The sequence below is a fragment of the Amycolatopsis sp. NPDC114503 genome (assembly GCF_055633655.1).
In genome coordinates this window covers 203,135-223,701 of record NZ_JBVKDT010000008.1, presented here as the reverse complement: position 1 = coordinate 223,701, position 20,567 = coordinate 203,135, and the positions used below count along the sequence as shown (strand labels likewise).

The following is a 20,567-nucleotide window of genomic DNA, read 5'->3' as shown; positions in this document are numbered from 1 at the left end:
GTCGGCGGCTTGGGCCACAATCATGGGGTGCCCTCGGAGAACAGCGACCTGGACCAGCCCGGCAACACCGACAGCACCGGCTCCGCGAACGCCGAGCCGTCGACCGGCGGCGACCAGCCGCGGGTAGTCGCCGGGCGCTACCGCCTGCGGTCGGTTCTGGGGTCGGGGTCGATGGGCACGGTCTGGTCGGCCTACGACGAGTTCCTGCACCGCCCGGTCGCGGTCAAGGAGATGAAGGTGCCGCCGGGCATCCCGGCCGAACAGGCGGACGAACTCCGCGAGCGCACGCTGCGCGAGGCACGCGCGATCGCGGTGCTGTCGCATCCGAACGTCATCACGCTGCACGACGTCGCCCGCGAGAACGACGCGCCGTTCGTCGTGATGGAGCTGCTGCCGTCGCGCAGCCTCGCCCACCTGCTGCGCGACCACGGACCCCTGACCGTCGAACAGGCCGCGGCGGTCGGCATCGCGGTGGCCGCCGCGCTCGAAGCTGCCCACGACGCAGGCATCACCCACCGCGACGTGAAACCGGGCAACGTCCTGGTGGCCAGCGACGGCCGGATCAAGCTCACCGACTTCGGCATCGCCCGCAACGTCTCCGAAGCCACCATGACGCGGACCGGAATCATGCTCGGTTCGCCCGCCTACATCTCGCCGGAAGTCGCTTCCGGCGGCGCAGTCACCCCTAATGCCGACCTGTGGGGCCTCGGCGCGACGCTGTTCGCCGCCGTCGAAGGCGCACCCCCGTACGACGCGGACGGCGACCCGCTGGAAACCGTCGGCAAGGTCGTCAACGGCAAGGTCCCGCGCCCGAAGCCGGGTCCGCTGGCTGACGTGATCACCGCGTTGATGAAGAAGGAGCCGGAAAAGCGGATCTCGCTGCGCGAGGTGCGCCACCGGCTGTATCCGATGCAGAACAAGGCCGCCCTCGACCTGTTCGGCCCAGAACTGTTCCGCACCCCAGACGGCAAGAAGACGGCCGCGCACCTGGACGCCACCGACACCCAGGTGATCAAGACGGTCGCCCCGAAGCCCTCGACCCCGGATCAGCCAGCCGCCCTCGCCGCGGACCCGGGCCCGCTGCCGTTCATGCGCTCGGGAAACACCGGCGCCGCGCCCGCCTTCACCCCCGCTCCCCCGCTGCCAGCCCCGCCACCGCTGCCCGCCCCGTTGCCGCCGCCACCCCCGCGCCGCAGCAGCAAGGCGACGGCGATGCTGGCCGTCGCCTCGATGGTCCTGTTCGCCCTGGCCTGCGGCGGAGGCTTCGCACTGGCCCGCGTGGTGAGCGGCCAAAACCTGCTGCCGCCACAAGGCCCGGAAACCGGAACGCTGGCCACCCTGGGCACAGTCGCAGGCTCTTCGCAGCCCCTGAAACTGGTCTCCCAGCACGGCAACGCAAGCTCGACAGCGAACGTCTCGCGAGACAGCGAATACACCGTCTCGGTGCCCGAAGGATGGAAACGCTTCATCGCGTCGAGGAAATCATCCTTCGGCACATCCACGGTAGTCCAATACGTCTCCCAGGACGGCCGCCAATCCCTGCGCCTGGAACGAATCCCCAGCTCCCCCGGAAAATATTCCCTGACCGACGGAATAGAAGCCCTTCCGACCTCCCATTCGCCTGATTCATTCAGCGTCGCCCGAGGCGCGGTTCAAACCCCCAACGGCCTGGAAATCACCTACCGCTCGGTCGAACGCGCACAAGACCGCTCCGCCAAACCGGATGCCGTAATCACCCGCGCAACATTCGCCCTAATCAAACAGACCGACAACGCCCTCTGGCTACTGTCACTCACCGTCCCAGCCGAACAAGAAGACACCGCCTCCACCACCTTCACCCAAATCGCCCCAACCCTCTCTTTCCCAGCAACTTCCTAACCCCCCCCACGCCCCAACCGCAGCCCGCGCACCCACCCCCACCAGCGCACCCACACCACCCCGCACCCCGATACGAAGCCAAAAATGCGGCCGGAGGGGGTTTGTCAAGGCATCTTTCCCGCCTTGACAAACCCCCTCCGGCCGTCATCACAATGAGCTTCGGGGTGCCCCCACCAAACAGCGCGCAATGTCGCCGCCAGGCGACGAGCCGCCCAGAACTCACCCCTCCGAATACCGCCGCCCAGTCTCCGCAGCCTGAGCCAACCTCCGAAACCCCTCAAACAACCGATCCCCCAGCACAGTCCCCACCACCGCCGCCTCGACAATCCGATCCATAGACCCCACCGCGTCAATAGTATCCAAATCAACCCGAGCAATCCGATCGGCAACATCCGCATACCGCCCGATCTGATCCAGCAACGGCTGATGCCCCAACGCACGAATAGTGCACACAGTCCCCACCAACAAATCCGCCACCGGATTGTCGGCCCCGAACTTCCACCCGTGCTCCCGGGCCAGCTCGGACAACACCCCCATCGCCCACTCGCGATCCTCAGCCGAAACATCCACCGCGGACCTGGTCAACGCCCGCTGCATCACCCCCAGCACGTTGTAGGCGGCCCGATCCGAATCAACCGCCGCGACAACCTCCCCCACCGTCGCCACCGACAACCCGCCGACCTCCACCAGCGCCCGGATCAGCTTCAACCGCCGCACGTGCTCCTCGCCGTAGCGAGCCTGGTTCGGACTGGTCCGCTCGCCGGCCGGGAGCAGCCCCTCCCGCAGGTAGTACTTGATCGTCGCCACCGGAATCCCGGACTCGGCGCTCAGCTCTGCCATCCGCACCCGCTCGACCCTACTTCCGGACTTCCGGGGAAAACCCTGAGGACATCTCAGGATGGATAGTTTAACTTCCCATAGTGGAGAGCATCACTATCCATCCTGGGAGGACCTCATGACCACCACCGTCGACCCGCCCGCGACCCACCCGCCCGCGAGGCTGAACACCGCACGGATGCGCACCTGGCACCGCCCGTCGCTGTGGTTCGCCGGGGCGATGGCCGTCGCGACCGTGCTGTCCGTCGCGGCGATGCTGATCGACCACCGGACCCTGCTCGGCGCGCCGGTGTGGGCGAAGCTGTTCAAGTTCGCCGTGTCCGGTGCGCTCTACTTCTTCACCTGGAGCTGGCTCGTCTCGCTGCTGCGCGGCCGGTTGCGCAAGGTCGCGAGCGTCGCCACGACCGTCGCCGTCGTGCTGTTCGCCGCCGAGTACGTGGCGATGGCCTTCCAGGCGGCCCGCGTCCGGCCGAGCCACTTCGCGAACACGTCCCCGTTCGACTCCGCGCTGTTCCAGGTGATGGGCGTGATGGTGGCGGGGCTCTGGCTGGCCACGCTCGTGGGCACCGTCGTGCTCATGTTCACCCGGATCGAGGACCGCGCGGTGTACTGGGCGGTGCGCACCGGCGCGGTCGTCGCGCTGATCGGCGCCGGCCTCGGCGCGACCATGACCCAGCCGACTCCGATCGAACGGGCCGCGATCAAAGCCACCGGCCATTCCGACCTCATCGGCGCGCACAGCGTCGGCGTCGCGGACGGCGGTCCGGGCCTTCCGCTGCTCGGCTGGAGCACTACCGGCGGCGACCTGCGCATCCCGCACTTCATCGGCCTGCACGCGCTGCAAGCGTTGCCGCTCTTGGCTTTCGGCCTCGCGGTGCTCGCTGCCCGGCTGCCCCGGCTGCGCGAGAGCGCGGTGCGCGTGCGGCTCGTGTGGACGGGTTCGGTCGGCTACGCGGGTCTCGTCGGCCTGATCCTGTGGCAGGCCGAACGCGGCGAACCGCTCATCCACCCGAGCGGCACGACGCTGGCCGCCGCCGGTCTGCTCGTCGGTGTCGTCGCGGCGGCTGCCGCGGCGTCGGTGCTGGTGCCCGCCCGGAAGGCGGTCCGGTGAGCGACCTGACCGTCTTCGCCTGGACGTTCCCCGTCGCGGTGCCGTTCTGGGCGCTGATGATCTTCCTGCCCGGCTGGCGCGGCACCCGCCGGATCCTGGCCTCGCCGTGGGTGCCGCTGCTGCCGCTGGTCTGGTACTTCGTGCTGGCCATCCCGCATTTCGGGGAGCTGTGGCACGCCATGCAACGGCCGGATCTCGGTGTCCTGCAAGGGTTTCTGGGCACGTCGTACGGGGCCGCGCTGGTCTGGGCGCATCTCATCGCGTTCGACCTGTTCATCGCGCGCTGGATGTTCTTCGAGGCGCGCACGCACCGGATCCCGTGGTGGGTGCTCAGCCCGCTTCTCCTGCTGACGATCTTCCTGTCGCCGTTCGGCCTGGTCGCGTTCCTCGCGGTGCGCAGCGCCCGGATACGCTCGGCGGCATGAGCAACCTGGAGGAGGCGGCCGCCGCCGTCATCGCCGAGCGCACCGGCGTCGAGAAGCACGACATCGCCGTGGTGCTGGGTTCGGGCTGGCGTCCGGCCGCGGACGTGATCGGAACCGCCGACGCGGAGATCCCGTTCGGCGAACTGCCGGGCTTCACCCCGCCCGGAGCCGTCGGCCACGGCGGCACGGTGCGGTCGCTGCGGATCGGCGACAAGCGTGCACTGATCCTGCTCGGCCGTACGCATTTCTACGAGGGCAAGGGCATCGACCCGGTCGTGCAAAACGTGCGCACGGCCGCGGCGGCGGGCGCGCGGACGGTGCTGCTCACCAACGCGGCGGGCGGGCTTCGGGAGGGCATGAGCGTCGGGCAGCCGGTGCTGATCTCCGACCACCTCAACCTCACCGCGCGCTCCCCGATCGTCGGCGCGAACTTCGTCGACCTGACCGATCTCTACGCCAAGCGGCTGCGCGACCTCGCGCGGGAGATCGACGATTCGCTGGAAGAGGGCGTGTACGCGGGCCTGCCCGGGCCGCACTTCGAGACGCCCGCCGAGATCCGGATGCTGCGCACCATGGGCGCGGACCTGGTCGGCATGTCGACCGTGCTGGAGGCGATCGCCGCCCGCGCGGCCGGGCTGGAGGTGTTCGGGCTGTCGCTGGTCACGAACCTGGCCGCGGGCATGACCGGCGAACCGCTCAACCACGAGGAAGTCCTCGAGGCCGGACGGCAGTCGGCGACGCGGATGGGCTCGCTGCTGAAGGAACTCGTCTCCCGCGCGTGAGCCTGCGTTGAGTGTTGGCGCCGGGGACAAACCGGCGCCAACACTCGCTCAGACGTACTGCGGCAGCTGCGCGACTACTTCTTCCGGCGAAGGCATCCCCGCGACCTCCGCCGCCAGCCCGCGCACGACGTCCGCCACCGTGCTGTCTCCCAGCAACCGGCCGGCCGCCTCCCGAACCGCGTCCGTCGTCAGCTCGTCGCCGACGAGCTTCGCGCCCGCACCGGCCTCGACCACCGCGGCAGCGTTGGTGAACTGGTCCGCACCCTGCGGCAGCACCAGCTGCGGCACCCCCGCGGCGAACGCGCCCAGCGTGGTTCCGCTTCCGCCGTGGTGCACCACCAGATCGACGTGCGGCAACAGTTCCGACTGCGGCACCCACGCCTCCAGCCGCACATTCGACGGCACCTCGCCGAGCGCGGCGACGTCGACGGACGGACCGGTGGCCACCAGCACGTCCACGTCGAGCGAGGCCAGGCCCTGCAACGCCGACGTCAGCAGATGCGCCTGGCTGGCTCCGGTGGTGCCGAGCGTCAGATACACCAGCGGACGACTGCGGTCGCGGCCTTCGATGCCGGACGGCAACTCGCCCGGTTCGCTCCAGCCGACCGGACGCAGCGGCACGCGCCGGGCCCCGGCGATGAATTCCGGTGCCTGCACCGACGGCGGGCAGATGTCCACGAACGGCTGGCCCCAGAAAACCCTGCTGTCGCCGGCGAGGCCGAGTTCGGCGGCGAACGCGTCGATCTGCTCGCTGATGTGCCCCACCAGGCCGCCGGAGGAAACCCGGCCGAAGCCGTGTCCGATCGCGGGAATCCCGGCCCGGTGAGCGGCGAACGCGCCGCCCGGATTGCCCATTTCGTACACGACCAGGTCCGGTTTCCGCTCCGCGATCAGCGGCCCGAGATCGGTCATGAACCGCGTGGGCATCAGCCGTCCGAACCCCGTGCCGATCGCCTGGTTCAGCTCGGCTTCCGGGATCTCGTGGCGGCTTCGGGTGTCTCCGGTGAACAGGTGGCCGAACGCCTCTTGCAGGGTCATCCCGGCGGCGGCGGTTTCGAGGCCGGCTTTCTCGAGCGTCGGATGGAAGTCGGGGGCGGTCGCATAAACCACGTCGTGGCCGGCGTCGCGCGCGGCGACGGCGAGCGGCAGCAACGGATAGAGGTGTCCGTAAGACGCGAGGGAAGTGAAAAGAATGCGCACCACCCGAGCGTATCGCCAGCCACCACCCAGTTTCCGGATCCGCGTAAGCTGGCCCGGGTGTCTGACAGCCTCGATTCCCGCCTGCGCGATTCCGTCTACCGCTGGATCACCGACGACCCGGATCCGGCGTCGCGCGAGGAGCTGACCGCCGTTCTCGCCCGCGCGATGGGCAAGGAGCCCGGCGCGGCCGAGGAGATCGCCGACCGGATGGCCGGACCGCTGGAGTTCGGCACCGCTGGTCTGCGCGGGCCGGTGCGCGCGGGTCCCAACGGGATGAACGTCGCGGTCGTCACGCGGACCACCGCGGGCGTCGCCGCGTGGCTCGCCGCGCAGGGGCACGCGGGCGGCGTGGTCGTGATCGGCCGCGACGCGCGGCACGGTTCCGAAGCGTTCGCCACCGCGGCCGCCGAAGTCCTGACCGCCGCCGGATTCGCAGTGAAGGTGCTGCCGCAACCGTTGCCGACGCCCGTGCTGGCGTTCTCGGTGCTGCACTACGGCGCCGTCGCGGGCATCCAGATCACCGCGTCGCACAACCCTCCCGCGGACAACGGGTACAAGCTTTACGACGCCACCGGCGGGCAGATCGTGCCGCCGTCCGACGGCGAAATCGAGCGCGCGATCCAGTCTGCCCCGGCCACCCGGAGCATCCCGCGCAAGCCCGGGGCCGAGGTCGTCGATCCGCGCGAGGCATACCTTTCCGCGGTCGGCGCGCTGCCGCGCGGCACGACGCGCGAGCTGCGGATCGCCGCGACGGCACTGCACGGCGTCGGCGCGGAGACCCTGCGTGCCGCGCTTTCGCGGGCCGGATTCACTGACGTACACCTGGTTTCCGAACAGTCCGAGCCAAACGCCGACTTCCCCACCGTCTCGTTCCCGAACCCCGAGGAACCCGGCGCGACCGACCTCCTGCTGGCACTGGCGTCCGAAGTGGACGCTGATCTCGCGGTGGCGCTCGACCCGGACGCCGACCGGTGCGCGCTCGGCGTCCGCGGCCCCGACGGCTGGCGGATGCTGCGCGGCGACGAGACCGGCGTCCTGCTCGGGTCGCACGTTCTGTCCACAACGGACATTCAAGACCCGTTGGTGGCCACCACGATCGTGTCCTCGTCGCTGCTCGGCGAGGTGGCGAAGGAGAAGGGCGCGCGCTACGCGGAGACGCTCACCGGGTTCAAGTGGCTGGTCCGCGCCGGCGAGGGTTTGGTGTTCGCGTACGAGGAAGCGCTCGGACTATGCGTGAACCCGAGTTTTGTTCGCGACAAGGACGGCATCTCCGCCGCGGTCGCGGGCGCGGACCTGGCCGCCACGCTCAAGGCCGAAGGCCGCACCCTGCTGGACGTCCTCGACGAGATCGCGACCCGGCACGGCGTGCACCTCACCGATCAAGTGTCGTTGCGGGTCACCGACCTTTCCGTGCGCGGACGCCTCATGGCCGCGCTGCGCTCGAACCCGCCGGCCACGCTCGGCGGAGTGCCGGTGACGCTCGAAGACCTCCTGCCGGACGCCGACGTCCTCCGGCTGAGCGGCGACGGCGTGCGCGTCGTAGTGCGGCCGTCCGGCACTGAACCGAAACTGAAGGCGTACCTGCAAGTGGTGGCTCCGGTGACCGGCGAGCTGGCCGACGCGCGGCGCAGCGCGACGGAAGTTCTCGACGCGGTCCGCGAGGAGATCACCGCGCTGCTGCGCTGACGGGAGAACCATGCCAACGTTGCTGATCGTGCACCACACGCCGTCGCCGTCGATGCAGGCGATGTTCGAGGCCGCGCTCGCCGGTGCGAAGCATCCGGACATCGAAGGCGTCGACGTCGTCCGCCGTCCCGCGCTCGGCGCGACGGTGGCCGACGTGCTGGCCGCCGATGGCTACCTTCTGGGCACTCCGGCGAACCTCGGCAGCATGAGCGGTGCGTTGAAGCATTTCTTCGACACCGTGTACTACCCGTGCCTGGACTCGACGAAAGGCCGTCCGTTCGGGGCGTACGTGCACGGCAACAACGACACGTCCGGGACCGTGCGGCAACTCGACGCGATCACGACCGGGCTCGGCTGGACCCGGGTGGCCGAGCCCGTGCTCGTCACGGGCGAACCGGACAAGGCCGCGCTGGAAGCGGTGACCGAACTCGGCGGAACCCTTGCCGCGACGCTCATGTGAGCAGCGATCGCTCCGCTGAGCAGGGCCGAAAGCCTGTGCGGGAGAAGTAAAGAGGCCTGTCACCGGAAGCCCTGGGGGTCGACCTCCGGCAACAGGCCAAGTCAAGGGTTCGCAACGAAGGCGATCAACCTCGACTACGCAAGGGTACTACAAAGAACCGATCATGACGACCCCGCAACGGCAACCAAGCGTGCTCGATTCAACGCCCAGGGCGCCGACCAGGGCCGCGAAGCCGGAGAAACCTGGATCTGGCCCGGCCGTCGTCCCAGTCAGTGGACCATCGGCCGCGGCGCGCGGCGCGAGCGCGGCGATCTTGACTGTCCATTGTGGAGCGTCCAGCCGGGTGGCCGACTCATCGGCACCCGACTGCCGTGAGTGACGAAACCGCACCGGATCCGCCACTCGGCGGACAAAGAAGGCGGGCGCCGGTCCGGAGACCGACGCCCGCCTCAGGGAAAATCAAGCAGGCGAGACCATCGCCCGCACTGCCGCCGGCACGTCCGCCAGCGCGACCTGCTGCTGCTCGCGGGTGGCCAGGCTCCGGACCGTCACCCGGCCCGCCGCCCAGTCCTCCTCGCCCACGATGACGACCGCGACGGCGCCCGCCTTGTCCGCGCGAGTGAGCTCCTTGCCCAGTTTGCGCAGTTCGATCGGAGTCGACGTGCGCAGGCCCGCCTTCCGCAGCGCCGTCGCGACGTCGCGGGCCGGGTCCGCCAGGTCCTCGGTGACCGGGATGACCGTGACGTCGACCTCGCTGCGCGGCTGCGGCGTGAGGCCGTGCGTGTCGAGGAAGTCCATCAGCGTCACGTCGCCCATGCCGAACCCGATGCCGGAGATCTGTTCCTTGGTGAACATCGAGGCGAGGTTGCTGTACCTGCCGCCGCCGAACAGCGCGCGGCGGTTCTGCGGCGAGGTGTCGAAGACCTCGAACACGGTCGACGTGTAGTACGCCAGCCCGCGCACGATCAGCGGCTCGTACCGGACCAGGCTCGCCGCGCTGCTGGAGAGCACCTTGACCAGGTTCGACTCGGCCTTGACCTCCGCGGGCAGCTCGTCGAGCAGCGCCGGGCCGGCGCCGAGCGTCTCGGCGAGCTTCTCGTACTGCTTGTCCGACAACCCGATCTCGGCCGCGCTCGCCGCGTGCTCGTCGGCCGAGGTCTTCTCCCACCGGTCGACGAGCGCGAACACCTGCGACAGGTGGTCCGGCGAGATCCCGACGACGTCGGTCAGCGCCGACGACAGCAGGTTCCGGTCGTTCACGCGCACCGCGAACATGTCCGGGCTCGCGCCGACCGCGCCCATCAGGTCGTGGATCAGCTCGAACATCTCGATCTCGCAATTCGCGCTTTCCGAACCGAAGATGTCGGCGTTGATCTGCCAGTGCTCGCGCACCCGGCCGCGCTGCGGGCGCTCGTAGCGGTGGCAGTTCGGGTGGCTGTACCAGCGCACCGGGAACGACAGCGATTTCGCGTGGCCGGCGATCATCCGGGCCACCGAGGGCGTCATCTCCGGGCGCAGCGCGAGCCGTTCGCCGCCGCGCGTGGTGAGCGTGTACAGCTGCTGGTCGGCGATCTCCTGGCCGGACTTCCGCTCGTAGACCTCCGCCTGCTCCAGGACCGGGCCGTCGTAGCGGAGGTAGCCGTAGCGCTCCAGCACGTCGTAGAGATGGCCGAACACCTGCATGCGGACGGACATTTCGGCGGGGAGGAAGTCTCGGGTCCCCTTGACAGGCGCAGTTGACAGGTATTCAGGCACGTCATCAAGCTTAACGACCCGGCGCCAGCGATTTCGTCAGGGGAACGCGACGCCGTAGGCGGTGAGCAGCATGGCCGCGCCGAGCAGCACCGCTCCGCCGGTGGTGACGCTCATGCCGACGCGGGTGCGCAGCATCGCGAGAAAGAACCCGCCGGACTGCGCGAGCACGCCGAACAGCAGCAGGAAGCAGACGATCCAGCGCGCGGTGTCGCCGAGACCGCCGTGCTCGACCAGCTGCAACGCGGCGAGCGTGAGGACGAGCAGGACACCGGCGTGCGCGTGTCCGGCGCGGAAAAATCCGCGCTGCTTCTCGGTGAGGTCGCCGCGGCGCAGGACGCCGCCGAGCGCGTAGCCGCCGTACATGACGGTCGGCAGCGATACGAGCGCGATGACAGTGAACAACTGGACTGGGCCGTGCATGGTCGCCTCCTTGGGGTGCGAAAGCGACCATAACACTGTTTTAAAACACTGTCACGAAACTTCTGGAGACGGTCACGCCGTCCCTCTTGCCGGTGGCTGTCCCCCGACCGTCGAGGGATTTGAGCGGCGAAGCGAGCGGCGGTGGACTGCGCTGAAGTTCATGACTACGACCTCGATGCGGCGACGCGCCCGATGGGCCGGTCTCGCCTTGTCCCTCGCCCTCGGCGGCCTTTGCTCGACCGCCCTGCCCGCGCAGGCCGCCCCGGCGGCTCCGGCCGCGCACCAGGCGGGGAAGAAGACACCCGTGCACATCAAGGCCGGACCGGTCAAAGCCAAGGTGCGCAAGGGAGAGCAACTGCGGATCCACGGGCACTTCGCGACCGGCCCGGCGGGTCGCGCCGACGAAGGCGGAATCCTGTACCTGCAGGAAGAAACCCAGGCCGGAGTCTGGGTGAATCTCGTCTCCACCTCGTGCTCGCCGGACAACGACTTCGACCTCGGCGTCCGGCTGAACGTGTCCGGGAGTCTGACGCTGCGGGTCTTCCACCCCGAATCCACCCTGTTCACCGCCGCTGTCTCCGCGGTCTTCACGGTGGTCGTGCTCTAAAAACCGAGCCGGTGGCTGTCCGCGGCGGAGAACGGGCATCATGTCGGGCGTGAGCCAGCCCGGGGATGCCGCTTCGCCGCAGGCGGCTTATGCCGACCAGCTCCGCCAGCAATCGGCGACCTGCCGGTTGCTGGCGGAGAAGCAGCGTGAGAACACCGCTGTGTTCGAGGGGTTCGCCGAGCGCGGCCTGCCTGGTTCCGCCGAGATGGCGGTCCGCTCCGAACGGTCGGTGCGGTTTCTCGTTCAGCTCGCGTCGGTGATCGCCGAGCAAGCGCTCGCGCACGACGAACTGATGGCGGCCGGCGGTCCGGAAAACTCGCGGGCGTACGTCGAATACGAGGCGACGACCCGGCGGTTACGGGCGTTGCTGCCGACGGACACTCTCACCGATTGAGCGTTACGGCCGCGGAGTCTGCGCGGGGGTAAGTGCTCCCACGATGTCCTCGGCCAGCAAGAGACTCGCCAGTCCGTGGCCGTGTTTTTCCCGTCGTACCAACGAAACGACGTTGTTGCTGAACGCGTCGCGCACCGGACGGAAGACGAGTCGGCCGTCCCGGATTTCCTCGGCGATGTCGAATTCGCTGAGGAACGCGATGGCGTCGCCGGAGGCGGCGAGCCGTTTCATCGTCTCGATCGAGTTGGTGTGGAAGGCCGGTTCGATGTCGAGACCGGCTTTGGCGAAGGCTTCCGCGACGATGCCGTGGATGACCATCGAGCGGTCGGCGAAGATCAGCGGGTAGGGCGGGCACTGCGCGAGCGGGATCGGGTCCGCGCCGGCGAGCGGATGGTGCGGGGCGACGACGACGCCGAGCCGGGTGTTCATCTGCCAGCACACCTCGAGGTGCGCCGACGGCGGGACGTTGAAGCCGAGCCCGAGGTCGGCTTCGCTGGCCTCGACCGCGTGCAGGATGTCCTGGGTCGTCATCGTGCGGATCGAGATCCGGACTCGCGGATGCCGGGTCCGGAACGCCGCCGCGGCGGTGGCGACGACGCTGCTGGCGAGGCCGGTCATCGTGGCGATCACGACCTCGCCGCTGCCGAGCGCGTGCAGGTCGCGGATGTCGGCGACGGTCTCGCGGTACTGCTGCAGCGTGCGCCGGACGTGCGCGAGAAGCGCTTCCCCGGCCGGCGTCGGACGCATCCCGCGCGGCAGCCGGTCGAACAGCGGCTGGCCGAGTTCCGCTTCCAGAAGCAGGATCTGCCGGTTGATCGCCGACGGTGCGACGTGCAGCCGCGCCCCGGCAGCGCGGATCGAGCCGAGGCGCGCCACTTCGTCGATGTACTGCAGCAATCGGGAGTGGAGCACGGGCAGACCTCCTTAGCGTACGAAAAAAGAGTACACGTCGTACGAAAATGAATGCTTGTCAGCAACGGTATGCGCCGGGTTCTATCAGTGCACCAACGACAGCGAAGCGAGGACACTGTGCAGGATCCGACGACGTATCCCCCGATCCCGGCCGAAGACGTTGCCGCGCAAGAAGATCACGTGCGGACGGTCTTCGGCATTCTCGCCGGCGAGCAGGAGGCGGACCTGCTGCTGCGCAATCTCCACATCGTCGACGTGCACACGGAAAGTGTCTATCCCGGCTCGCTTCTCGTTTACCGGCAGCGGATCGTCGCGCTGAACCCCGACGAGTCGGTCGTGCGGGTGCGCGAGGTCTTCGACGGCGAAGGGCTTTACGCGATCCCCGGATTGATCGACGCGCATCTGCATTTCGAGTCGCAGCTGGCGCATCCGGCGGCGTTCGGCGAGGCGATCGTCCCGAGTGGAACGACTACGGTCTTCGGGGAAACCCTGGACTTCGCCAGCGGGGCCGGGGACGAGGCGGTGGAAGCCGTCCAAACGTTGTTTGCTGACCACGAAAAGCTGCCGTATCGGCTTTACGCGTTCGCACCGGGGAAGAAGACCTCGACTGACGTCACCGAGGCCATGTTGAAGATGGATCCGGTGATCGGGCTGGGCGAACTGGCGCATCTGTCCTACATGACCGGAGACGCCGACGATTTCCGCAAGTCCGCGCTGGGCCGCGCGAATTCCGGGTTCGTGAACTGCCACTGGGGCGTCACGGCGCTGTCGGACATGCTGCTGAACTACATGCCCGCGATCGGCGTCGACAACAATCACGATGTCTGGAACGAGGACGACATCGAAAAGAGCGTCCGTTACGGCTTGAACACGCAGATCAAGTTCGGCGTCGGAAGTCCCGAGGTCATCCGGACTATGCTGCGTGCCATCGTGAAACGGCGCTGGCCCGCGGAGAACTTCCAGCTCTGTGCCGACAACATCTCGGTGGACCGCGTCCTGCGACAGGGCCATATCGACTGGGTGATCTCGCTGGCGATCGAAATGGGAATGCCGCCGATCCAGGCGATCAAAATGGGCACCCTGTACGCCGCCCGCTCGTTCCGCAAGGACCGGGACCTCGGTTCGCTCAGCCCGGGTCGCTTCGCGGACATCGTCCTCACCGACAGCCTCGCCAAGATCAACCCGCGGTATGTGTTCAAGGGCGGCGAGCTCGTTGCCCGCGACCGCAAGCTGATCAACCGCGTCGGCATCGATTACTCCAGTCTGGCCAAGGAGCCCAAGCCGGGTCTCGCCGATCTGACCGCCGATCAACTCGACCTGACGCCGCTCGAAATCTCGCCGGACGGCGACCAGGCGAAGGTGCTGCTGTTTGACGTCTACGGACGCGGACATCTCAAGTTCGCCCAAGAGATCTGGGTGCCGTTCCGCGACGGCACCGTTGTGCCCGAGTACGAAGGCGAGCGGCTCAACCGGATTTCGGTCGTGCAGCGGTACGCCTCCGGCGACCGGCACATCGTCACCGGATTGTTCAAGGGCGTGTCGCTCGACCGCGGTGCGGTGTCGACGTTCTGGCCCGCCCCGTCGGCGTACTTCGTGAGCGTCGGCAGCGACAGCGCGGAAATGTGCGCCAACCTCAAGCAGTTGGACACGCTGGTCGGCGGCTGTCTCGTGACCGAGGACGGCGAGACGAAAGCCTGCCTGCCGCTGGAGTTCTACGGCGTGATGGCCGACATGAACCTCGCCGAGCTCGTCGACGCGACCCGTTCCGTCGACGCCGCACTCGAGAAACTGGGCAACCGCAACGAAGGCGAGCCCGTCGTCAACAAACTCCTGACCCTGTTCATCTCGCTCGACCGTTTCGGATTCATGAAGTAACCCTCAACGAGGAGGTCGCGGTCGTGCCTTACGACAAAGACGCGGGAGTAATCGACAACGGAAACGTGGTCCGGCGCTGGATCACCTACGTTGCCGGCATCTACTTGCTGACGCTCGGTCTCGGCCTGGCCATCCGGGCCGGGATCGGCATCTCCCCGCAAAGCAGCCTGACCCGCACGATGACGCTCGTGCTCCCGCCGCTCAGCCAGGGCACGTTCAATCTCATGCTCGAAGTGCTCATGCTCGCCCTGACTTTCCTGGTGCTGCCAAGGGCGTTCAAACTCCAGAACCTGTTCTCGCTGGTACCGGCGCTGATTCTGGCCGCACTGCTCGACTTCAACCTGATGGCGACGAAGTGGATCTCGCTCGGGCCTTATGCGGCCAATCTCGCGCTGCTGTTCCTCGCCGACGCGATGCTGGCGTTCGGGCTCTTCCTGATGATCCGCGCCAATCTGGTGCTGATGCCGATCGACCTGTTCGTCAACACGCTGCAGAAGAAGACCGGCCGCAAGTGGGGAAACATCAAGACCGTCTTCGACTGCACGCTGCTGGCGATTTCGGCGGGCATCGGGCTGATCTTCCTCGGCGGACCGCATTTCATCCGGGAGGGAACGATCATCAACGCCGTCCTGGTCGGACAGTACATCAAGCTCTATTTCTTCCTGTACAAGAAATTCCAGGCGCGAAAGCTCAAGCCCGTAGGAAGCGCAACGTGAACGTCGCGCCGACACCAGGCTTTCCGAACGCGGCAATGGTCCCGCCGTGTCCCGTCACGACTTCCTGCACCAACGCCAGTCCCAACCCGAACCGTCGCCCCTCGCCGTGCGCGCCGTGGGCGAAACGTTCGAAAAGCCGCTCTGCTTCATGCTGCGGGAAGCCGGTTCCGGTGTCGCACACGCGCAGTTCGACGTGCCGGGCGTCCGGGTTGGCGAGAATCACCTCGATCGATCCGCCCGGCGGCGTGTGTCCGATCGCGTTGTCCAGCAACGCGGACAGCACCCGCCGCAACGCCGTCGGCACGCCCGGCACCACGTCCTCCAGCCCCGGCGAACGACTCAGCCGGAGGTCCACTTGCCGGTCGTTCGCGCGGACCGATTCCGCCGCCACGGCCTGTTCCGCCAGCACCGCCAGCTGTACCGGCTCCAGCTGCGGTCGCTCGGCACAGGCCTGCGCGGACAACAGCAGATCGTCGACCACCGCACCCAGTTCGCGGGTGCCCGCGACCAGGGCTTGCAACTCGTCCGGCCCCGCGCCGCCGCGCCGGGCGAGGAGCTGCGTGCGGGTGTGCAACCGGGTCAACGGCGCACGCAGCTCGTGGGAAGCGTCGGCGACGAACGTCCGTTGCCGGCGCAATGCCTCGCCCAGCGGCCGAATCGCGCGCCCGGCCAGCAGGTATCCGCTGATCACCGACGCGATCAGCACCACCAGCTCGGCCATCCCGAGCCCTAACAACAGATGTTCGCGGTCAGATATCAGGTAATGCTCGTTGAAGTACGCCTGCCAGATTTCACCGCCGCGATTCACCGTGCGGATGGTGTACGTCGCACCGTCGAGCACGCGTTCTTCCGTCACCACGTCACCGTTGTGCGGCACTTGCGGCACCGGCGGGGGCGTGAACGGCAGCCGCCCGGCAGGCGCGTGCCCCTGGGGCGTCACCAGGTAGGTGCATCCGGGCGGGGTCGCGGAAAGCCCGTGTCCCAAAGCGAATTCCAGCTGCCGCTCGGTCTCCGCGGACTGTCCGCGCAGCAGCACCCAGTACGCGATCACGCCCGCGGCGAGCACGACTATCGTGATCACCACGGCGATCTGGCCCGCGATGGTCCGCCGCGCGCGCCGCAGCGCCCGCGCCTCCGGGGCGACGACGGTGGTCACACCGCCCCGATCTGGTAGCCAAGGCCGTGCACCGTCTTCACCACGCCTCGCCCCAGTTTCCGCCGCAGGTAGTAGACATAGGTGTCCACAATGGACTCCGCGGCGGATTCGGTGAACACTCCCGCGCGCAGGGACGCCCGCGGGTGGATTGCTTTGGGCCGCTGGGCGAGCGTGCGCAACAGTTCGAACTCGCGTCCGGACAGCGTCACCCGCTCGCCGCGCGGCAGTACGACCTCGTGCCGCTGCAGGTCCAGCGCCGCCGCGCCGAGCGGAAGGGACTCGGCGTGCTCCGCGTCGCGACGGCACAACGCGCGCACCCGGGCGAGCAGCTCGTCGGTCTCGAACGGTTTCACCAGGTAGTCGTCGGCCCCGGTGTCGAGGCCGTGCACCCGGTCGGCCAGCTCGCCCAGCGCGGACAGCACCAGCACGCGCGCGGGCACCGCCCGGCGGCGCAGCTGGGCCAGCACCGAGAGGCCGTCGACCACCGGCAGCCGCCGGTCGAGAATCACCACCGCGTGCCTTCCGGTGAGCCCGAGGTGCAGGCCGCGCTGTCCGTCGTGGGCCACTTCGGTCTCGTAACCTTCTCCGGCGAGCAATTCGACGAGCATCCCGGCGAGATCGCGATCGTCCTCGACCAGGAGCACCCGGGAAGCCGCCGGGGTCTTTGCCTCATCGTGCACAGGTCCATACTCGCAGTGATCCGGCCATCCGACCCTCGACTTTCGTAGGCAATCGGCTAGCTGCGCCCAGTCAGGAGAAATTCGGGCATTTCTCCGTCGGCGTACCGGCGGGCGTCGCGTTTGTCGAGCCAGCCGAGCACCGGCGAGGTCATGATCGTGGTGACGAGCGCGACGAGCACCAGCACGGTGAACAGAGCGGGCGAAACGATTCCGGCGGACAGCCCAACGTTCAATGCCACCAATTGCATCAATCCGCGCGCGTTCACCAGCACGCCGATCCGCAGCGCGACCGGTTGCGGTTCGCCGGTCAGCCGGGCCGCGCCCCACGAGGCGCCGAGTTTGCCGACCACCGCGACCGCGATGCAGACCACCGCGAACAGCAGCAGCTTCGGGTCGGCGAGCAGCGCGAATCGCGTGTTGAGGCCGGAATAGGTGAAGAACAGCGGCAGGAAGACGACCCGGCCGACCGGCATGATCCGCGCGAGCACCGCGTCGGACGCTTCGCCGCGAGGGAACACCAAGCCGAGCATGAACGCGCCGAACACCGCGTACAGGCCGATGACGTCGGTGAACCACGCGGCGCCGAACAGGAACATGGCGGTGACGAGCATCCGCTGATCCACGGGCGCGCGCGGGTTGTCCATCACCCGCGCCACGATCCGGCGGACCACCAGCCACACCAGCAGGACGAACAGCACTCCGCCGCCGATGGCCATCGCGATCGGACCGGCCGTACCGGCGTGCATGCCGAGGACGACGGCCAGCAGGATCCAGGCGAGGACGTCGTCGAGGGCGCCGCAGGCCAGCGCGAGCGAGCCGAACCGGGTGTTGCCCAAGCCGCGTTCGGTGATGATCCGGGCCATCATCGGGAACGCGGTGATGGCGAGCGCCACCGCGACGAACGCCGCCGAAACCACCGGCGACACCCCGGGTTTCAGGATCCCGGCCCAGTTCGCGCCGAGCACGCTCACCCCCACGCCGAGCGCGAGCGGCACGACTGTGCCCGCGGCGGAAACCGCCGCGACGGTTTTCCTCCCTTCCTTCAGGGCGCTCAGTCGAAATTCGTAGCCCGCGCCGAACATGTAGATGACCAGCCCGATCTGGCCGCCGAGGTAGAGCAGCGTGCGCACCGAGTCCGGAAACAGCCATTCCTGCACGCCCGGCAACAGGAGTCCGAGCAGCGACGGGCCCAGCAACACGCCGGTGACCATCTCGCCCACGACCGGCGGCTGCCCGAGCCGTACGGCAAGCGCGTTCACCGCCCGGCAGGCCACCAGGATCACGACCGCTGCCAGGAAAAACGCGGGTGCGGCTTCTACGGCACTCATCGGTTTCCTCCCTGGAAGTGTTTGGTGCACAACCGAAGCCGGCGTGCGTCAAGCACCATGTAGGTGCCGAACACCAGTTGCGCGAGGCTGCGCCACACGTCTTCCCAGCGATCGCGTACCGCCAGATAGGCCAATGCGGAGCGGGGATTTCGCCGCGATCCGCGCGGGGTGGCGAAAACCGGTCCGCGGTTGGGGATCGAGCGGGTGTGCGCGGCGCTCGTGGTGACGGCGAACCGGCGCAGGAATTCCCTGGTCACCACGCGCATCGTCACCGGGGCGAGGCCCCGCGCCGGGCACGGCCGGTTCTGCGCGACGCCGAACGGCAAGAAATTTCTCTGCTGGTGCGCGGGGCAACCGCGCTCCGGGTCGAATTCCTCCGGACGGTCCACTCCGGCGTGATGGAACTCCGGGTAGCTGAACAGCAGCACGGTCCCCGCGTCGATGGTCCGGTCGGCCAGTTCGATGTCGCCGGTGGTGATGCGGTGCGCGATGCCGAACAGCGGGTAGGTGCGCAGGCATTCGTCCAGCACGCGGTCGAAATACTCGTCGTCGTCCGGGTTTTCCGCGAGCCTGCGCTGCACCTGCGGATGTTCGGCGAGCACCATCAGCAGGTGCGCCATCGCCTCGGACATCTGCACGACCGCGGTGTTGAAAAACGTGCCCTGCAGGTAGAACACCCGCTCCTCGCGGGTGAGCCGGCTCGGCAGCGGATGCGGCACGTCGTCGAGCCGGCGGCGCAGGTACTCAGTGAGCCGGGCGCGACGGCGCATGTTGCGCGGGCGTACGCACTTCAGCGCGGACACGACGTCATCGGCGTGCCCGACGATCAGGTCCCGGGCTTCCGGCGGGCACTCCTCCCCGAACACCAGCTCGTAGTACAGCTCGGCCCAGACCGGCATCATCTCGTCGCGCAGCCGGAGCAGCCGTCCCGGCCCGGTTTCGATCCGGTCGAGCACGCGCGCGGCGACCCGTTCGGTCAGCGCCTGCGATTCGGCCTTGGACTTGACCAGGATGTTCCGGGTGGTTTTGGCGACCTCGTCGTACCGCGGGCCCGGCTCCAGATGTTCCTGGTGCACCTGCGGTCCGGGCGCGAGCCAGTACCAGAACAGGTCGGACAGCGCGGCGCCCTCGCTGCGTCCGTCGGCCGCCGGATCGGCGTACACCCGGCGGAAGTCCTCGACCGGCACCTGGTAGCCCTCGTCCCCGTTGACCAGCGCGAAAATCCGGTTCCGCATCGCGACCACCCGGCCCGGCAGCCACCTCGGGCTGGTCGCGATCAGCCCCGCGGCCCCCGCGGCACCGGCGAGCACGAGGCGTTTCATCGGACGAGGTCCGCGGTCAGCTCGCCCGGGGTCCGCGCCCCGCACAGCCCGAGTGCGGTGTCCGTCTCCTCGCGCAACCGTTCCAGCACTTCGGCGACCCCTTCCTGCCCCGCCGCAGCGAGCCCCCACAGCACCGGCCTGCCCACACCGACCACGTCCGCGCCGAGGGCGAGCGCCTTGACGACGTCCGCGCCGCTTCGCACGCCGCCGTCGAGGATCAGCGGCACTTGACCGTCCACAACGGACACGATTTCCGGCAGGGCGGCCAGGCTCGAAATTGCGCCGTCGAGTTGCCGTCCGCCGTGGTTGGACACGAAAATCCCGTCGATTCCGGCTGCCACCGCACGACGGGCGTCCTCCGGGTGCACCACGCCCTTGAGCAAGATCGGAATTTTCGCGATTTCGCGCAACCAGCCGAGATCGTCCCAGGTCAGGTCGACGGGCATCTCGATGTCCCGCACGCGACCGGTGGCGTCGCGCATGTTCTCGGCGGCCAGCCCCGGCGGGAGATCGAGGAAAGCGTTGCGGTGGTCGCGTTCCCGCCGTCCGCGCACCGCGGAATCGACCGTCACCACCAACGCCCGCGCTCCCGCATTCACTGCCCGGCTGACGACCGCTTCGGTGAACTCCCGGTCTGATTGCGAATACAGCTGGAACCACAGCACGTCAGCGACCTTGGCGACGTCCTCGACAGCCGTCGTTGAGGCCATGCTGCACACGAAGACGGTGCCTGCCTCCGCTGTGGCTTGCGCGGTCGCGAGTTCCCCGTCCGAATGCGCGAGACGGTGGAAAGCCGTCGGGCACACCAAAATCGGCATCGACATCGGCGACCCGGCGACTTCCGCCGTCAGGTCGCGGTTGCCGACTCCGCGCAGCACTCGTGGCACAAGCACCCGGCGGCGGAACTCTTCTTCGTTGGCGCGCAAGGTGGCTTCCTCGCCCGCACCACCGGCGTAATAGTCGTAGTGCGCTGGTTCCATCCGTTCCCGCGCGATGGATTCCAGCTCCGCGATCGTGCGCATG

20 protein-coding genes are annotated in these 20,567 nt (G+C 68.4%); 10 read left to right on the top strand and 10 right to left on the bottom strand.

The window, feature by feature from the left end; translation table 11 throughout:
* The first annotated feature begins 171 nt into the window (after positions 1 to 171).
* Entirely contained in the window at positions 172 to 1,878 is a 1,707-nt protein-coding gene (locus ACZ7OI_RS31945; protein ID WP_470268051.1) for a serine/threonine-protein kinase, read from the top strand.
* A 219-nt stretch (positions 1,879 to 2,097) separates the two neighbouring features.
* Here ACZ7OI_RS31945 and ACZ7OI_RS31940 read toward each other — a convergent pair whose 3' ends face one another.
* Complete coding sequence (locus ACZ7OI_RS31940; protein WP_470268050.1) at positions 2,098 to 2,718, bottom strand: MerR family transcriptional regulator; 621 nt, start codon at positions 2,716 to 2,718, stop codon at positions 2,098 to 2,100.
* Between the two features lie 115 nt (positions 2,719 to 2,833).
* On the opposite strand from ACZ7OI_RS31940, the gene ACZ7OI_RS31935 reads away from it, so the two are divergent.
* Genes ACZ7OI_RS31935 through ACZ7OI_RS31925 form a run of 3 tightly spaced genes read left to right on the top strand, consistent with a single transcriptional unit; the run spans position 2,834 to position 5,033 of the window.
* Entirely contained in the window at positions 2,834 to 3,826 is a 993-nt protein-coding gene (locus ACZ7OI_RS31935; RefSeq protein ID WP_470267805.1) for a hypothetical protein, read from the top strand.
* Positions 3,823 to 4,251 (top strand): ABA4-like family protein, encoded by a 429-nt coding sequence (locus ACZ7OI_RS31930; protein WP_470267804.1) that lies wholly within the window; start codon positions 3,823 to 3,825, stop codon positions 4,249 to 4,251. Before ACZ7OI_RS31935 ends, ACZ7OI_RS31930 begins: the two co-directional genes overlap by 4 nt.
* On the top strand, positions 4,248 to 5,033 hold the full coding sequence (locus tag ACZ7OI_RS31925; RefSeq protein WP_470267803.1) for a purine-nucleoside phosphorylase: 786 nt from the start codon (positions 4,248 to 4,250) through the stop codon (positions 5,031 to 5,033). Before ACZ7OI_RS31930 ends, ACZ7OI_RS31925 begins: the two co-directional genes overlap by 4 nt.
* A 48-nt stretch (positions 5,034 to 5,081) precedes the next feature.
* Here the strand turns inward: ACZ7OI_RS31925 and ACZ7OI_RS31920 are convergent, their stop codons facing one another.
* Positions 5,082 to 6,233 (bottom strand): glycosyltransferase, encoded by a 1,152-nt coding sequence (locus tag ACZ7OI_RS31920; protein WP_470267802.1) that lies wholly within the window; start codon positions 6,231 to 6,233, stop codon positions 5,082 to 5,084.
* A 57-nt stretch (positions 6,234 to 6,290) separates the two neighbouring features.
* Between ACZ7OI_RS31920 and ACZ7OI_RS31915 the strand changes: the two genes are divergently transcribed.
* Together ACZ7OI_RS31915 and ACZ7OI_RS31910 are read left to right on the top strand one after the other, a co-directional pair.
* The gene (locus ACZ7OI_RS31915) at positions 6,291 to 7,919 is read left to right on the top strand and encodes a phospho-sugar mutase (protein ID WP_470267801.1); all 1,629 of its coding nucleotides are present in this window, start codon (positions 6,291 to 6,293) and stop codon (positions 7,917 to 7,919) included.
* 10 nt (positions 7,920 to 7,929) lie between these two features.
* Positions 7,930 to 8,379, top strand: a complete 450-nt coding sequence (locus tag ACZ7OI_RS31910) for a flavodoxin family protein (RefSeq protein ID WP_470267800.1) — start codon at positions 7,930 to 7,932, stop codon at positions 8,377 to 8,379.
* A gap of 459 nt (positions 8,380 to 8,838) precedes the next feature.
* On the opposite strand, the gene hisS is transcribed toward ACZ7OI_RS31910, so the two are convergent.
* Together hisS and ACZ7OI_RS31900 are read right to left on the bottom strand one after the other, a co-directional pair.
* Positions 8,839 to 10,134 carry a histidine--tRNA ligase gene (gene hisS, locus ACZ7OI_RS31905; protein WP_470267799.1) on the bottom strand — a complete coding sequence of 432 codons (1,296 nt, stop codon included), beginning with the start codon at positions 10,132 to 10,134 and terminating at the stop codon, positions 8,839 to 8,841.
* A gap of 36 nt (positions 10,135 to 10,170) precedes the next feature.
* Complete coding sequence (locus ACZ7OI_RS31900; RefSeq protein WP_470267798.1) at positions 10,171 to 10,554, bottom strand: hypothetical protein; 384 nt, start codon at positions 10,552 to 10,554, stop codon at positions 10,171 to 10,173.
* Between the two features lie 160 nt (positions 10,555 to 10,714).
* Here ACZ7OI_RS31900 and ACZ7OI_RS31895 point away from each other — a divergent pair, with 160 nt between their 5' ends.
* Both ACZ7OI_RS31895 and ACZ7OI_RS31890 read left to right on the top strand, forming a co-directional pair.
* The gene (locus ACZ7OI_RS31895; protein WP_470267797.1) at positions 10,715 to 11,161 is read left to right on the top strand and encodes a hypothetical protein; all 447 of its coding nucleotides are present in this window, start codon (positions 10,715 to 10,717) and stop codon (positions 11,159 to 11,161) included.
* A 40-nt stretch (positions 11,162 to 11,201) separates the two neighbouring features.
* Positions 11,202 to 11,555: a hypothetical protein gene (locus ACZ7OI_RS31890; protein ID WP_470267796.1), complete on the top strand. Its 354-nt coding sequence runs from the start codon at positions 11,202 to 11,204 to the stop codon at positions 11,553 to 11,555.
* A gap of 3 nt (positions 11,556 to 11,558) precedes the next feature.
* Here the strand turns inward: ACZ7OI_RS31890 and ACZ7OI_RS31885 are convergent, their stop codons facing one another.
* Positions 11,559 to 12,467: a LysR family transcriptional regulator gene (locus ACZ7OI_RS31885; RefSeq protein WP_470267795.1), complete on the bottom strand. Its 909-nt coding sequence runs from the start codon at positions 12,465 to 12,467 to the stop codon at positions 11,559 to 11,561.
* A gap of 117 nt (positions 12,468 to 12,584) precedes the next feature.
* On the opposite strand from ACZ7OI_RS31885, the gene ACZ7OI_RS31880 reads away from it, so the two are divergent.
* Positions 12,585 to 14,342: an adenine deaminase C-terminal domain-containing protein gene (locus ACZ7OI_RS31880; RefSeq protein ID WP_470267794.1), complete on the top strand. Its 1,758-nt coding sequence runs from the start codon at positions 12,585 to 12,587 to the stop codon at positions 14,340 to 14,342.
* A gap of 23 nt (positions 14,343 to 14,365) precedes the next feature.
* Positions 14,366 to 15,058, top strand: coding sequence for a YczE/YyaS/YitT family protein (locus tag ACZ7OI_RS31875; RefSeq protein WP_470267793.1), 693 nt, complete (start codon positions 14,366 to 14,368; stop codon positions 15,056 to 15,058).
* Here ACZ7OI_RS31875 and ACZ7OI_RS31870 read toward each other — a convergent pair.
* The 5 genes from ACZ7OI_RS31870 to ACZ7OI_RS31850 all read right to left on the bottom strand — a co-directional run bounded on the left by ACZ7OI_RS31870 (position 15,033) and on the right by ACZ7OI_RS31850 (position 20,566).
* Positions 15,033 to 16,214 carry a sensor histidine kinase gene (locus tag ACZ7OI_RS31870; protein ID WP_470267792.1) on the bottom strand — a complete coding sequence of 394 codons (1,182 nt, stop codon included), beginning with the start codon at positions 16,212 to 16,214 and terminating at the stop codon, positions 15,033 to 15,035. The two genes, ACZ7OI_RS31875 and ACZ7OI_RS31870, sit on opposite strands and share 26 nt — an antisense overlap.
* A complete protein-coding gene (locus ACZ7OI_RS31865; RefSeq protein ID WP_037816092.1) occupies positions 16,211 to 16,858 on the bottom strand; it encodes a response regulator transcription factor in 648 nt (215 codons plus the stop codon). The genes ACZ7OI_RS31870 and ACZ7OI_RS31865 overlap by 4 nt, the downstream gene beginning before the upstream one ends.
* 92 nt (positions 16,859 to 16,950) lie before the next feature.
* Positions 16,951 to 18,222 (bottom strand): cation:proton antiporter, encoded by a 1,272-nt coding sequence (locus tag ACZ7OI_RS31860; protein ID WP_470267791.1) that lies wholly within the window; start codon positions 18,220 to 18,222, stop codon positions 16,951 to 16,953.
* The gene (locus ACZ7OI_RS31855; protein WP_470267790.1) at positions 18,219 to 19,544 is read right to left on the bottom strand and encodes a cytochrome P450; all 1,326 of its coding nucleotides are present in this window, start codon (positions 19,542 to 19,544) and stop codon (positions 18,219 to 18,221) included. The genes ACZ7OI_RS31860 and ACZ7OI_RS31855 overlap by 4 nt, the downstream gene beginning before the upstream one ends.
* On the bottom strand, positions 19,541 to 20,566 hold the full coding sequence (locus ACZ7OI_RS31850) for an alpha-hydroxy acid oxidase (RefSeq protein ID WP_470267789.1): 1,026 nt from the start codon (positions 20,564 to 20,566) through the stop codon (positions 19,541 to 19,543). Before ACZ7OI_RS31850 ends, ACZ7OI_RS31855 begins: the two co-directional genes overlap by 4 nt.
* Position 20,567 lies beyond the last annotated feature (1 nt).